This window comes from Pseudoalteromonas sp. Angola-4, assembly GCF_028599265.1.
GTDB lineage: Bacteria > Pseudomonadota > Gammaproteobacteria > Enterobacterales > Alteromonadaceae > Pseudoalteromonas > Pseudoalteromonas atlantica.
This window is the reverse complement of record NZ_JAQREK010000009.1, coordinates 59,885-73,006: the sequence shown is the minus strand read 5'-3', so window position 1 is coordinate 73,006 and position 13,122 is coordinate 59,885. Positions and strand designations below refer to the sequence as shown.

General features: G+C 41.7%; 18 protein-coding genes. 12 read left to right on the top strand and 6 right to left on the bottom strand.

What is annotated here, in order from left to right; translation table 11 throughout:
- Positions 1–6: 6 nt before the first annotated feature.
- Genes PSH48_RS11910 through PSH48_RS11885 form a run of 6 tightly spaced genes read right to left on the bottom strand, consistent with a single transcriptional unit; the run spans position 7 to position 3,386 of the window.
- Complete coding sequence (locus PSH48_RS11910; protein WP_004589097.1) at positions 7–264, bottom strand: BolA family protein; 258 nt, start codon at positions 262–264, stop codon at positions 7–9.
- Positions 265–269: 5 nt separating this feature from the next.
- On the bottom strand, positions 270–563 hold the full coding sequence (locus PSH48_RS11905; RefSeq protein WP_024033329.1) for an STAS domain-containing protein: 294 nt from the start codon (positions 561–563) through the stop codon (positions 270–272).
- Positions 556–1,236, bottom strand: a complete 681-nt coding sequence (locus tag PSH48_RS11900; protein ID WP_029774075.1) for an MlaC/ttg2D family ABC transporter substrate-binding protein — start codon at positions 1,234–1,236, stop codon at positions 556–558. The genes PSH48_RS11905 and PSH48_RS11900 overlap by 8 nt, the downstream gene beginning before the upstream one ends.
- A gap of 5 nt (positions 1,237–1,241) precedes the next feature.
- A complete protein-coding gene (gene mlaD, locus PSH48_RS11895) occupies positions 1,242–1,790 on the bottom strand; it encodes an outer membrane lipid asymmetry maintenance protein MlaD (RefSeq protein WP_004589094.1) in 549 nt (182 codons plus the stop codon).
- Between the two features lie 13 nt (positions 1,791–1,803).
- Entirely contained in the window at positions 1,804–2,583 is a 780-nt protein-coding gene (mlaE, locus tag PSH48_RS11890; RefSeq protein WP_024033330.1) for a lipid asymmetry maintenance ABC transporter permease subunit MlaE, read from the bottom strand.
- Positions 2,583–3,386 (bottom strand): ATP-binding cassette domain-containing protein, encoded by an 804-nt coding sequence (locus tag PSH48_RS11885; protein WP_004589092.1) that lies wholly within the window; start codon positions 3,384–3,386, stop codon positions 2,583–2,585. Before PSH48_RS11885 ends, mlaE begins: the two co-directional genes overlap by 1 nt.
- A gap of 254 nt (positions 3,387–3,640) precedes the next feature.
- Between PSH48_RS11885 and PSH48_RS11880 the strand changes: the two genes are divergently transcribed.
- The 12 genes from PSH48_RS11880 to mgtE all read left to right on the top strand — a co-directional run bounded on the left by PSH48_RS11880 (position 3,641) and on the right by mgtE (position 13,083).
- Entirely contained in the window at positions 3,641–4,609 is a 969-nt protein-coding gene (locus PSH48_RS11880) for a calcium/sodium antiporter (RefSeq protein WP_004589091.1), read from the top strand.
- Between the two features lie 2 nt (positions 4,610–4,611).
- Positions 4,612–5,583, top strand: a complete 972-nt coding sequence (locus PSH48_RS11875) for a KpsF/GutQ family sugar-phosphate isomerase (RefSeq protein WP_004589090.1) — start codon at positions 4,612–4,614, stop codon at positions 5,581–5,583.
- Positions 5,584–6,135, top strand: a complete 552-nt coding sequence (gene kdsC, locus PSH48_RS11870; RefSeq protein ID WP_004589089.1) for a 3-deoxy-manno-octulosonate-8-phosphatase KdsC — start codon at positions 5,584–5,586, stop codon at positions 6,133–6,135.
- Entirely contained in the window at positions 6,132–6,686 is a 555-nt protein-coding gene (gene lptC / locus PSH48_RS11865) for an LPS export ABC transporter periplasmic protein LptC (protein ID WP_024033332.1), read from the top strand. Before kdsC ends, lptC begins: the two co-directional genes overlap by 4 nt.
- On the top strand, positions 6,676–7,224 hold the full coding sequence (gene lptA, locus PSH48_RS11860) for a lipopolysaccharide transport periplasmic protein LptA (protein ID WP_004589087.1): 549 nt from the start codon (positions 6,676–6,678) through the stop codon (positions 7,222–7,224). Before lptC ends, lptA begins: the two co-directional genes overlap by 11 nt.
- A complete protein-coding gene (gene lptB / locus PSH48_RS11855; protein ID WP_273611642.1) occupies positions 7,221–7,946 on the top strand; it encodes an LPS export ABC transporter ATP-binding protein in 726 nt (241 codons plus the stop codon). Before lptA ends, lptB begins: the two co-directional genes overlap by 4 nt.
- Before the next feature lie 69 nt (positions 7,947–8,015).
- Positions 8,016–9,515, top strand: a complete 1,500-nt coding sequence (locus PSH48_RS11850; protein ID WP_273611641.1) for an RNA polymerase factor sigma-54 — start codon at positions 8,016–8,018, stop codon at positions 9,513–9,515.
- Positions 9,516–9,542: 27 nt separating this feature from the next.
- Positions 9,543–9,830, top strand: a complete 288-nt coding sequence (gene hpf / locus PSH48_RS11845) for a ribosome hibernation promoting factor (protein WP_004589084.1) — start codon at positions 9,543–9,545, stop codon at positions 9,828–9,830.
- A gap of 4 nt (positions 9,831–9,834) precedes the next feature.
- A complete protein-coding gene (locus tag PSH48_RS11840; RefSeq protein ID WP_004589083.1) occupies positions 9,835–10,287 on the top strand; it encodes a PTS sugar transporter subunit IIA in 453 nt (150 codons plus the stop codon).
- 19 nt (positions 10,288–10,306) lie between these two features.
- Positions 10,307–11,152: an RNase adapter RapZ gene (gene rapZ / locus PSH48_RS11835; RefSeq protein WP_004589082.1), complete on the top strand. Its 846-nt coding sequence runs from the start codon at positions 10,307–10,309 to the stop codon at positions 11,150–11,152.
- 40 nt (positions 11,153–11,192) lie between these two features.
- Positions 11,193–11,465 (top strand): HPr family phosphocarrier protein, encoded by a 273-nt coding sequence (locus PSH48_RS11830; protein WP_004589081.1) that lies wholly within the window; start codon positions 11,193–11,195, stop codon positions 11,463–11,465.
- A 259-nt stretch (positions 11,466–11,724) separates the two neighbouring features.
- Entirely contained in the window at positions 11,725–13,083 is a 1,359-nt protein-coding gene (mgtE, locus tag PSH48_RS11825) for a magnesium transporter (protein WP_004589080.1), read from the top strand.
- Positions 13,084–13,122: the final 39 nt, after the last annotated feature.

The following is a 13,122-nucleotide window of genomic DNA, read 5'->3' as shown; positions in this document are numbered from 1 at the left end:
CCTTAACTATTGAGGTAAAATAAATTTTTGTTCACGCTTCCACTCAGTTGGCGTAAATGCACGAATTGATACAGCGTGAATTGTACCGTCTGAAATAGTATTCATTAATGGGCCATAAACTAGCTGTTGCTTTTTAACGCGGCTTAAACCGTCAAAGCACTCACCTACTGCAATTACTTCATAATGGCTACCATTGGCTTTTACTTTTACTTCAGATAATTGAAGTTCGTCGCGTAATAATGTTTCGACTTGGCTAGTTTCCATAACTCTCACTCAAATAAAGTTGTTACCTGACCCAACTGCATTAAATTTTGCAATTGCTCAGGTGGATTTTGCAATTCAAGGCGTGTGCCCTGTTGCTTAAATTCAGCAAAAGAGTGAATTAACCAAGCTAAGCCCGCTGTGTCAACCCTCATTACCTCACAAAGGTCAAAATAGATGGTTTTATGCTTACTTAATGACTTGGCGTTCAGAAGCTGTTCATTGCCAATTGAGCTGCGGGTAAGTTCACCACTTACCCTATAGTGCTGCTCATCTACTTGGCTAATTGCCAATTTAGTCATTGCTGTTGTTGCCTCTAAATTGCACAGGTAACTGGCTCTTTTGCTCTAGTAATTTGCTTACGTGTGCAATACCTTGCTGGCGTAAAATACCTTGTAGCTCACTTTGTTTTGCATCGAGTAAGCTAATTCCTTCTGCAATCATATCGTATGCGCGCCACTCGCCGCTGCGATCTTCACGCACTTTAAAATCAATTTTTATGTCAGGCTTGCCATCTTCTGTAATTTTAGTTTTTACTACAACTACATCTTTGCCTTTAAATGGTTGCTCTGCGCCAAATTCTACATGTTGGTCAGTGTATTGAGTAAATACCCCCGCGTAAGTAGCAACTAAATAGCCTCTAAACGCGCCAATAAATTCTTGGATGTCTTTAATTGCTTCGGCTTTTTCGGCTTCATCGGTAATTGCACGCACTTTAGACACTTCACTACCCAACACACGAAGTGCTGCATATTTGTAGTCTATGTAAGGCATCAGCTCTTCTTCTACAATAACACGAAGGTGCTCTTTATCTTTAGTGATAAGCAGTTGATCTTTTTTAATGCGCTCAAATGTATGCTCTGCTACCTGACGCACCATTTTGTTAGGATCTGTCAGTTTAACTTCGGCTGCGCTAACACTTTGCACAGCTAGGGTTGCACCAAGTGCAATAACGGCTAAAAACTGTTTCAACATAATAATTACTCACTACCTTGGTTGAATAAAAACTGCCCTATTAACTCTTCTAAAACAAGTGCAGACTTAGTATCTGTGATTGAATCACCATCACCTAACGCTTTACTCTCTACGCCAAATAACTCATCGATTGCTTGATCTTGTGCGTTTTCGGTCACTGTCTCACCTAAACAGCGCTGCTCTGCTGCATTAGGAGAAATAACAGGGTGAATACCTAAGTACTGCTCCCCTAAAATACCCGATGTTAAAATTGAGATTGAGCTAGTGTCTGAAAAACGACATAAATACTGTGCATCTATCGTCATATTTACCACAGGCAAAAACTCCTGTGGGTGTACATAAATAGATTCAACACGGCCTATCACTACACCGCCTACTTTTACCGGTGCACGCGCTTTAAGTGAACCGATATTTTCAAACTTTGCATTTAGCGTGTAGGTTTCGCCCGACCCGCTAATACCCGAATTAGCCACTTTAAGTGCTAACATTGCAAACGCTAAAATGCCTAATGCGACAAAAAAGCCAACTAAAATCTCTAATTTCCGTGAATTCATTATCTATACCCTATTAGCTGGTAAACATTACCGCTGTCAAAATAAAGTCAAACCCTAATACTGCCAGTGATGAGTGAACGACTGTTTCTGTTGTTGCTTTACTGATCCCTTCTGAGGTTGGGATACAGTCGTAGCCCTTATAAAGCGCAATCCAGGTCACTACCATGGCAAATACAAAACTTTTGATCATGCCGTTTAATACATCTTCTTGAAACGATACTTGCGATTGCATTATCGACCAAAAGCTGCCGGTATCTACGCCTAACCAATCAACCCCAACTAAATGAGCACCGATAATGGCAACCGCAGAAAAAATAAGTGCAAGCAATGGCATACTAATAAAACCTGCCCAAAAGCGCGGTGCAATAATGCGCTTGAGAGGGTCAATGGCCATCATTTCTAGTGAAGAGAGTTGCTCGGTGGCTTTCATTAAGCCTATTTCTGCCGTTAGCGCACTTCCAGCGCGCCCAGCAAATAATAACGCTGTAACCACAGGGCCTAGTTCGCGTAATAAACTAAGCGCAACTAATGGGCCTAGGCTGTCTTCGGCGCCATAGCCAACCAATACAGTGTAACCTTGCAGCGCAAGCACCATACCAATAAACAAACCCGACACCATAATAATTAATAATGATTGCGAACCAACCATATAAAGTTGGCGCACTAACAGCGGTGTGCCTTTTTTAAAGTTAGGTACATTCCACAATGCATTAAAAAGCATGTTGGCAGAGCGCCCTAATGCAGCAAAACGCCCCAGCGTTTTATGACCTAACTTTTGAAATAAATCCAACATTAAGCGTTTTCTCCTAACAGCTCATCAGCATACGTTTGTGCAGGATAATGAAATGGCACAGGTCCATCCGATAACCCTTTTAAAAACTGCTGTACTAATGGAGATTCATGATTACGCATTTCATCCGGTGTCCCAGCCCCTATTACGCCTTGATCGGCAATAATAATAACGTGATCGGCAATACTCATTACCTCCGTCACATCGTGGGTTACAATAAGGGATGATAAACCTAGCACTTCATTTAACGACTTAATAAGCTTTACCAATACGCCCATAGATATTGGGTCTTGGCCGGCAAAAGGCTCATCATACATAATAAGTTCTGGATCCAGTGCAATAGCACGTGCAAGTGCTGCTCGTCTAGCCATACCGCCAGAAAGCTCAGAAGGCATTAAATCTTTAGCACCGCGTAAACCCACCGCTTGCAGTTTCATTAATACGACTAGTTTAATTAACGCTTCACTTAACTTGGTGTGCTCTCGCAGAGGAAATGCAATGTTGTCAAATACCGACATATCAGTAAATAACGCACCGCTTTGAAACAGCATGCTCATTTTGGTTCGTGCCGCATATAACTCTTTGCGCGACATACTAGGAATACTGCCACCTTCGAATAAAATATCGCCGGCGTCAGGCTTAAGCTGCCCACCAATTAAGCGTAGCATTGTGGTTTTGCCAATTCCGCTTGGCCCCATAATCGCTGTTATCTTACCTTTAGGAACACTAAAACTCATATTTTTATATATGGTTCTATCGCCTCGCGAAAAGCTAACATCCTTGACTTCTACTATTGATTGCGACAAGTCGCTCTCCGTAACAATGTTCACTCGTGCTCCTATTTTAAGGGTTTTTTAGCCAAGATGGAAAAAACAATTCGTAAGATTTTGTAATACGCCTACAAAAAGCGCTCTAAGGCTGAAGTAAATTGCCTTAACCTTTGCTTAAGCGCATAAAATTCACGCACTGCAATAGTAGACCCTGCTCTTTTGCTTATACTTTCATGTTGGCTTTTGTTACTATTCGCGCCATCTGTATTTTGAACATCTGGCTTAACATAATGGTTACCTCGTTTGTTATTTTAATTCTTGGTTTTGCTGCACTTGTATGGAGCGCCGACCGATTTGTATACGGTGCGGCAGCGCTTGCTAAAAACTTTGGAGTCCCTACTTTAATTGTTGGCTTAACGGTTGTTGCTATGGGTTCTTCGGCCCCTGAAATGATGGTATCGGCCTCGGCTGCTTTGGCAAATAAAACCGACACAGCGGTTGGTAACGCGGTAGGTTCAAATATAACAAACATATTACTTGTGTTAGGTATTACTGCGCTGCTACGCCCTTTGAGTGTGTCATCAAGCACTTTAAAACGCGAAATGCCGCTTGTTATGCTGGTATCCTTGGCTACGTGGTATGTATTTTCAGACAACTACTTCTCACTTACCGAAGGGGTGGCGTTGCTAGTCGCATTTGCTGTGTTTATTGGCGGCTTGATTGTGGTTTCTTTGCGCGCCAAAAATCAAGATGACCCTTTTGTTTCAGAAGCCTGCGATGAGGTTCCTAACGATGTACCAACTAAAAAAGCCGTTTTATGGCTAATTGTCGGCATGGTTTTATTGCCTGTTAGCTCACACTTTTTAGTTGGTTCAGCAGTCGATATTGCTAAATACTTTGGTTTAAGCGACTTAGTTATTGGCTTAACCATTATCGCCATTGGCACAAGTTTACCTGAACTTGCAGCTTCTGTAGCGGGTGTACTTAAAAACGAAGATGATTTAGCCCTAGGTAATATTGTGGGCTCAAATATATTTAATATTTTAGCGGTATTACCACTTGCAGGTATTATTAACCCATCAGTGGTTGACCCGTCACTTGCAAACCGCGACATACTTATTATGTTAGGTGCTACGCTTGCGCTTATTATTATGTCATTGAACTTTAGAGGTTCTCAGCGTATCAATAGAGTAGAAGGTGGCCTATTACTCATCGCATTTTTGGCGTACCAAGGTTATATTTTTAGTCAAGTAGGGTAACAATGGCACAACTAAATTTTATAGAGCAAGGTTTACGCGTATTAAACATTGAACGCCAAGCGCTTGCTGATATTACACAATACGTTGACGAAAACTTTCATAGTGCGTGTCAGCTCATGTTTGATTGCCAAGGCCGCATTATTGTTATTGGCATGGGTAAATCAGGCCATATTGGTAATAAAATTGCTGCTACCCTTGCAAGTACAGGCAGCCCTGCTTTTTTTGTTCACCCAGGCGAAGCAAGCCATGGTGATTTAGGCATGATAACCAAAAATGACGTGGTTATGCTTATATCAAACTCGGGCGAAACCAGCGAAGTACTTAATATTATTCCGGTGCTTAAACGCCTTGGTGCAAAAATAATATCGATGACGGGCAATCCGCTCTCTACTATGGCAACACTTGCCGATGTGCACGTATGCATAAAAGTAGAACAAGAAGCCTGTTTATTAGGTTTAGCGCCTACAGCAAGCACCACAGCTACTTTAGCAATGGGTGATGCAATGGCGGTTGCACTTTTAGAAGCACGCGGCTTTACCGCCGATGACTTTGCACTCTCTCACCCTGGCGGCAGTTTAGGTAAGCGATTGTTGCTCACTTTAAAAGATGTAATGCACAGCGGCACAAACACCCCTATTATAGGTGTAACGCAAACAATTAAAGACGCGTTAATAGAAATGTCAGCCAAAGGCCTGGGCATGACCGCTATTGTAGATAACAATCAACAGCTTGCTGGCCTTTTTACCGACGGTGACTTACGCCGTATTTTAGAGCAAAGAGTGGATATACATAGCACCGCTATTAGCCAGGTTATGACCAAATCATGCACAACTGCCACGGCCGATATACTTGCAGCTGAAGCCCTAAACATAATGGAAAACAAACGTATTAATGGTTTAATTGTGGTCAATGATAAAAACCAGCCAATAGGCGCCTTAAATATGCAAGACCTCTTAAAAGCAGGAGTATTATAAATGCAATTTGAAGATCTCTATCAACCGCTAAGCGATGATGCCAAAGCACGCGCCAAAAAAGTAAAACTACTCATATGCGATATTGATGGTGTATTTTCTGATGGCCGAATTTACCTCGGTAACCAAGGCGAAGAATTAAAAGCATTTAATACAAAAGATGGTTTTGGCATTAAAGCGCTGATCAATAGCGGTTTTGAAGTTGCGGTCATTACGGGGCGTCACTCAGAAATAGTGCAAACTCGCATGAGCAGCTTAACCGTGCAGCACATTTATCAAGGCCAAGAAGACAAACTTATTGCTTATCAAGAACTCAAAAACACTTTAAAGTTAACTGATGAACAAATAGCCTACATTGGCGACGATGGCCCTGACATGCCAGTAATGGAGCGCGTTGGCTTTGCCGTTGCAGTAAACGATGCGCACCCGCTTATTAAGCGCTTATCGCATTACACTACGCAAATGCCTGGCGGCTTTGGCGCCGTTAGAGAGCTCACAGACTTACTTATGCTAGAGAATGGCATAGCGCTGACAACACAAGGCACCAGTTCATGAATGCAGCACGCGTTATACTCAGTGCGTTATTCATCGGCTGTATGGTTTGGCTTTGGTACCCTTATTTTACCCAAACCAATGTAGCGCTAGAGCAAGAACCTGAAGTAATTGCAAAGCCCGATTACACCGCTATAGAGCTTAAGCAAACAGCCTATGACGAGCAAGGCAAAATAAGCCATAAAGTCACAGCGGCTAAAATGGAGCTGTACCAACAGCTTGGTTTTACATTTTTTGAAAAACCTATTTTTACTTTATATAACGAAAAACAAACATGGCGAATAAATGCAGACGAAGCAACGCTTTACGAAGATAAACAACTTATTTTAGAAGGCAATGTGGTTGCTAAAAATTTAGTTGATAACGCCATGATAGATAACATCAATGCCGATAACATCGAAGTCGACATTAAAGCGTTAACAATGCGCTCTGAGCAGCCAGTGGTTGTCACTGGGCCTAATTTAAAAATTGTCGGTAAAGGCCTTGAAGCCGATTTAAAAACCGAAGTAATAAAACTAATTAACCATACGCGAACAATATATTATGACCAATAAACTCACTAAAATACTTATTATCCCATCGCTAATGCTTGCATTTAGCGCCTCTGCTGCTGAGCCTGCCGCTCAACCGCCAGCAAATCAAATTTCTATTAGTGCAGACCGTCAAGAAGGCCAACTTAAAGAAAACGTAGGTATTTTTGAAAAGAACGTCGAAATTGTGCATGGTAATCGCAAAATTACAGCCGACCGACTCGAAGTACATAAACGTGAAGACTTAGGGGATAACAAACAACTCCTTATTGCCACTGGCAGCCCAGCCTACTTCGAAGAAAAACAAGACGACGGTACCGTAATGAGTGCCAGCGCAAACGAAGTACGTTACGACGTAGCAAAGCGCTTTTTAACGCTTGTTGGCGATGCTGAAGTCGCACAAGCCGGTCAAAAAATTAATGCTAAAAGTATTACCTACGACATGCAGCAGCAGCTTATTAGCGCAGAAAAAGACGAAAACTCTACGGATCGTGTCCACACAATTTTAGTGCCTGTTGAAGCAAAAATTAAAGAAAAAACAGGTAACGAAGGTCAACCATGAGCACCTTAAAAGCAAAACTATTAGCAAAAAGCTATAAAGGCCGCCAAGTTGTAAAAAATGTAGGCCTTGAGGTAGAAGCCGGCAGCATTGTTGGCTTATTGGGCCCTAATGGCGCAGGTAAAACCACCACCTTTTACATGATTGTAGGATTAGTACCTAGCGACAAAGGTAAAATTTCTATTGATGATAACGACATTACGTTATTACCTATGCACAGCCGCGCCCGTTTAGGCATTGGCTATTTGCCGCAAGAGTCATCAATATTTAGAAAGCTGACAGTTTATCAAAACTTAATGGCTATTTTAGAAACGCGTAAAGAGCTCAATAAAGCCGCGCGAGAAGAAACGCTTAACAACTTACTTGATGAATTCAGTATTCAGCATATTCGCGATAGCCAAGGTATGGCGCTTTCTGGTGGTGAACGCCGCCGTGTAGAAATTGCCAGAGCACTGGCAGCAAACCCTAAATTTATTTTATTGGATGAGCCTTTTGCTGGTGTTGATCCGATTTCAGTGTTAGATATAAAGAAAATAATAGAACATCTTAAAAACCGTGGCATTGGCGTATTAATTACCGATCACAATGTAAGAGAAACCCTTGATGTTTGTGAAAAAGCCTACATTGTTTCTCATGGGGAGCTAATTGCATCTGGCACCCCAGAACACGTATTAAATGACAAAACTGTACGCGATGTTTATTTAGGCGAGCAATTTAGGCTGTAACATTTAAGCCACACCTACAAGCATCTGCTAATATTAATTATAACAACATAAAAGGATTGTTAGAGATACATGAGGCAATCATTACAGCTGCGCATGGGCCAGCAACTTACAATGACTCCACAATTGCAACAAGCGATTCGCTTGCTGCAGCTCAGTACATTGGATCTCCAGCAAGAAATACAAGAAGCACTTGATAGCAACCCGCTATTAGAAGTAGAAGAGCAAGATTACACGGAAGAGTCGGCTGGAAAAAATGAACAAAAAGCAGATACGGATGATGTAACCGTAAGCGCATCGGCTGACGGTACAACCAGCGAGTACGAGCAAGACAGTGGCGAAGCTTTAAATAAAGACACCGTTAGCGATGATATGGCAATGGATGTAACCTGGGATGAGTACATGAGCGCAGCCCCTGCGGCATCCTCAGGCCCAATGCCGGAAGATGAGTCTATTTATCAAGGTGCCTCTACTGAAACGCTACATGAGTATTTAATGTGGCAGCTTCAGCTTACTCCTTTTAGCCCAACTGACGAAGCCATTGCTATTGCCATTGTAGAAGCTGTAGATGACTCGGGTATTTTAACGCTAAGTTGCGAAGAGATTTTAGAGAGCTTTAACCAAGAAAACGATGACGAAGTTGAAGTTGAACTTGATGAAATAGAAGCCGTTTTAAAGCGTATTCAGTTATTTGACCCTGTAGGTATAGCCGCGCGCAGTTTACAAGAGTGCTTGTGTATTCAGCTAAACCAGTTTGATAAAGACACCCCTTTTATAGAACAAACTAAAATGATCTTAACCGATCACATTGATCTATTAGCGGCACGCGACTATCGTACATTAATGAAAAAGACTAAGCTTAAAGAAGACGAGCTTAAAGAGGTCATGACCCTAATACATACCCTCAACCCAAAACCTGCAGATACAATAGTAAGGGAAGAGTCGGAGTATGTGATACCAGATGTGTCGGTTAAAAAAATAAAAGGCCGCTGGGTGGTAGAGCTAAACCCAGATAGCATGCCAAAAATACGCGTAAATAGTCAGTACGCGGCTATGTCACGTACCGTAAAATCAAGTGGTGATAGCCAGTTTATTCGCTCTCACTTACAAGAAGCTAAATGGTTTATAAAAAGCCTTGAAAGCAGAAACGACACGCTGCTTAAGGTAACAAACTGTATTGTAAAACAGCAACAGGCATTTTTTGAACATGGCCCCGAAGCCATGAAGCCAATGGTTTTAAACGATGTTGCTGAAATGGTAGAAATGCATGAATCGACAATTTCGCGTGTTACTACGCAAAAATATATGCATACACCACGTGGTATATTTGAGCTTAAGTATTTTTTCTCAAGCCACGTAAGCACTGAAAATGGCGGCGAGTGTTCATCAACCGCAATACGTGCCCTAATTAAAAAGCTAATTGCCGCGGAAAACTCAGCTAAACCATTGAGTGATAGTAAAATTGCGGATATATTGGCAGAGCAAGGAATTAAAGTAGCTAGACGCACAATAGCAAAATACCGTGAATCGCTAGCTATTCCACCGTCAAATCAGAGAAAGAGTTTGATATAAGACGTAAAAAACAAAGAGGAAATGCTTATGCAACTAAACCTAACTGGTCGTCACGTAGAAGTAACTGATTCACTTAGAGACTATGTAAATAATAAATTTGCAAAGCTAGAAAGGCACTCAGATCATATTAGCAATGTGCATGTCATTCTCGATGTAGAAAAACTCAACCAAAAAGCAGAAGCGACTATTCATGTAAGTGGCGCAGATTTATTTGCCTCAACAGAGCACCAAGATATGTATGCCGCTATAGACTCGTTGATTGACAAGCTCGATCGTCAAGTCATAAAACATAAAGAGAAGCTTGCTAGACACTAATATTATGAAATTAAGTACATTAGTATGCCAGGACTGCAGCAAAGCTGCGGTCCTTTTTAGTAGTAAAAAAAGAATTTTAGAGTTTATCAGTGAGCTTGCTCATGAAAAGCTCCCCTACTTACCACAACAAGATATTCTTAATGCGCTGGCAAGCAGAGAAAAGCTAGGCAGTACTGGTATTGGCCGGGGTATCGCCATTCCTCATGGCAGAATGGGTGGCGTAGAAGAGCCGCTGGCTTTAGTACTTGTTAGCGACACTCCTGTTAACTTTGATGCTATTGATAACTGCCCTGTTGATATTTTTGTTGCACTCATCGTACCAGATGGCGATAACCAACAGCACCTAAAGACTCTGGCAACCATAGCTGATAAACTGAGCAACAAAGAATTTTGTAAACAGCTGCGTAGTGCTAAAACCGATGCAGAGCTGTATCAAGTAATTGTTGATCAATCGTAGTAAATACTAAGGGCTATAAATGGAGTTAATTATCATAAGCGGCCGTTCTGGTTCAGGTAAGTCGGTTGCTTTACGCGTGGTTGAAGATTTAGGCTATTATTGCGTAGATAATATTCCGGTCAACCTACTGCCCTCTTTAGTGCGAAGTGTTTCAGATAACTATGACAAAATAGCCGTTAGCATAGATGTTCGTAATATTCCCAAAGAACAAGACGAATTTAACGATATTCTCGAGTACCTTCCTGACTTTGCTAAACCCACACTGTTTTATTTAGATAGTGATGATCAAACACTGATCAAACGTTTTTCAGAAACACGCAGATTACACCCTTTATCCATCGATTCACTGCCGCTTGATTTAGCAATAAAAAAAGAAAAAGAACTGCTTGATGTACTCGTAACGCGCGCTGACTTTATGCTAGATACCACCGATTTAAGTGTGCACCAATTAGCAGAGTCAATTCGCGAAAAAATACTGGGTAAAAAAGATAAGCAACTTATTGTAACGTTTGAATCGTTTGGCTTTAAACACGGCATACCTAAAGAAGCTGATTATGTTTTTGATGCTCGCTTTTTGCCAAACCCCCACTGGGAGCCTGAACTCAAACCGCTTACGGGCCTTGATCAACCAGTAAAAGATTTTTTGGCAAATCACAGCATAGTGCAAAAATTCACTTGGCAAATTCAAACCTTTGTACAAACTTGGTTGCCACACTTAGAGCGTAATAACCGTAGTTACCTCACTATTGCAATTGGCTGTACTGGTGGTCAACACCGCTCGGTTTATTTAGCGCAAGCCATTGGTGAGAGCTTTGCTATGACGCATCCGAATGTCAAAATTCGTCATCGTGAGCAAGAAAAGTAACCTTAAAATAATAACCTGTTCAGTTTAGGTATAGTAATTTATGCGCTGTGAAGACACATTTTTAATAAAAAATAAATTAGGCTTACACGCCAGAGCGGCAACGGTCCTTGCGCAATTAGCTGTACAGTTTGATGCTAAAATCACCTTACACCAAGATGATAAAGAAGCCGCAGGCGACAGCGTATTAGCTTTAATGTTACTTGAAAGCAGTAAAGGTAAAGAAGTTAAAGTAGTCTGTGAAGGCCCTGATTCAGAGCAAGCTTTGCATGCGGTTGGGCAATTAATCGCACAACGATTTAACGAACAAGAATAACTTAAAGCACCATAGCCTTATAAGTTAAAGACTTATCAGGCCAAACTATAAAGATTTAGTAAATTAAGGTATTCCGACTCGCCTAATTTAGTGCTTTAATTTAGGGTAATAAAGCCATGCCCCTGCTAAATTTGGTTACTTAATTTTAAACACTAATTTAGCCCCAGCATTGGGTTTAGCACAAAAAATAAAGAAAATAACAGTGGGCAAAACCACTTACTAAACACCTTTCCATTACACAAAAATATTTAGGATGCCAATGCCAGAAGCGTTTGAACAAGACTATCCACTACAGCAACTAAAACAAGTGACTAAATCACTTAATAGTGGGCAATTTGTTCAAGTAAGACGCATGCTAGCAAAAACAGCACCTTGTGATACAGCACTGCTGCTTGAATCCTCTCCGCATAAAATTAGACGCATGCTTTGGCAACTGGTTGACCCAGATGTGCAAGGGGATGTGCTAGAAGAGCTCTCTGAAGATGTACGTTTAGGTATCATTGCACAAATGGAACCTGAGCATATTGCCGCGGCCACTGAGGATATGGGCCACGATGATTTAGGTGAAGTCCTGCGTAGCCTTCCTGACACCGTGTACAAAGATGTGGTTAGCGCTATGGATACGCAAGACCGCGAACGCGCTACACAGGCTTTATCTTACCAAGAGCGCTCTGCAGGCGCGCTAATGAACACCGATACGGTGACCATTCGCCCAGACGTTACACTTGATGTTGTGCTGCGTTATATTAGGCTACGCGGCGAGCTTCCAGAGGGCACCGATGATTTATACGTTGTTGATAAACATAACTGTTTTTTAGGTGCATTATCACTTAGCACACTGTTAACTAACCCGCCTGAAAAAATTGTTCAAGATTTAATGGATGAAGACTGTGAGTCTATCCCTATTTCGATGGATGAAAGCGAAGTTGCTCAGTTATTTGAGCGCCATAACTGGATATCGGCCCCTGTAGTCGATGATAACGCCCACTTGCTTGGGCGTGTCACCATTGATGATATTGTTGATGTTATTCGTGAAGATGCAGAGCACAGCTTATTAAGCCTTGCCGGTCTTGATGATGAAGAAGACACCTTTGCACCTGTTTTAAAAAGCTCAAAAAAACGCTCAGTATGGCTTGGCGTTAACTTACTCACAGCCTTAGCTGCCGCCTTTGTGGCCAGCTTTTTTGAAAGCACCTTAGATATATTACCTATTTTAGCTGTACTCAATGGCATTGTGCCCTCAATGGGTGGTGTAGCAGGTAGCCAATCTTTAACTCTGGTTATTCGCGGTATTGCCGTGGGCCATATTAACCAAACTAACCAACGATTTTTAATGGCTAAAGAGCTGGCGATAGGCGCATTAAACGGGGTTATTTGGTCAATACTTATAGCCAGTGTAATTGCGCTTTGGCAATGGGATTTTATGCTTGGCGGCGTGCTCGCATTTGCAATGTTTATGAACCTTGTAGTGGCTGGTGTTGCTGGCGCATGTATTCCTATTTTATTGAAAAAAATGAATATAGACCCTGCACTTGCCGGTAGTGTTGTACTTACAACAGTAACTGATATTGTCGGTATTTTTGCCTTTTTAGGCACCGCAACGTGGCTACTTATTTAGCAACCTGAGCTCAGGTTAAGTAGCCACTACACACTAAAA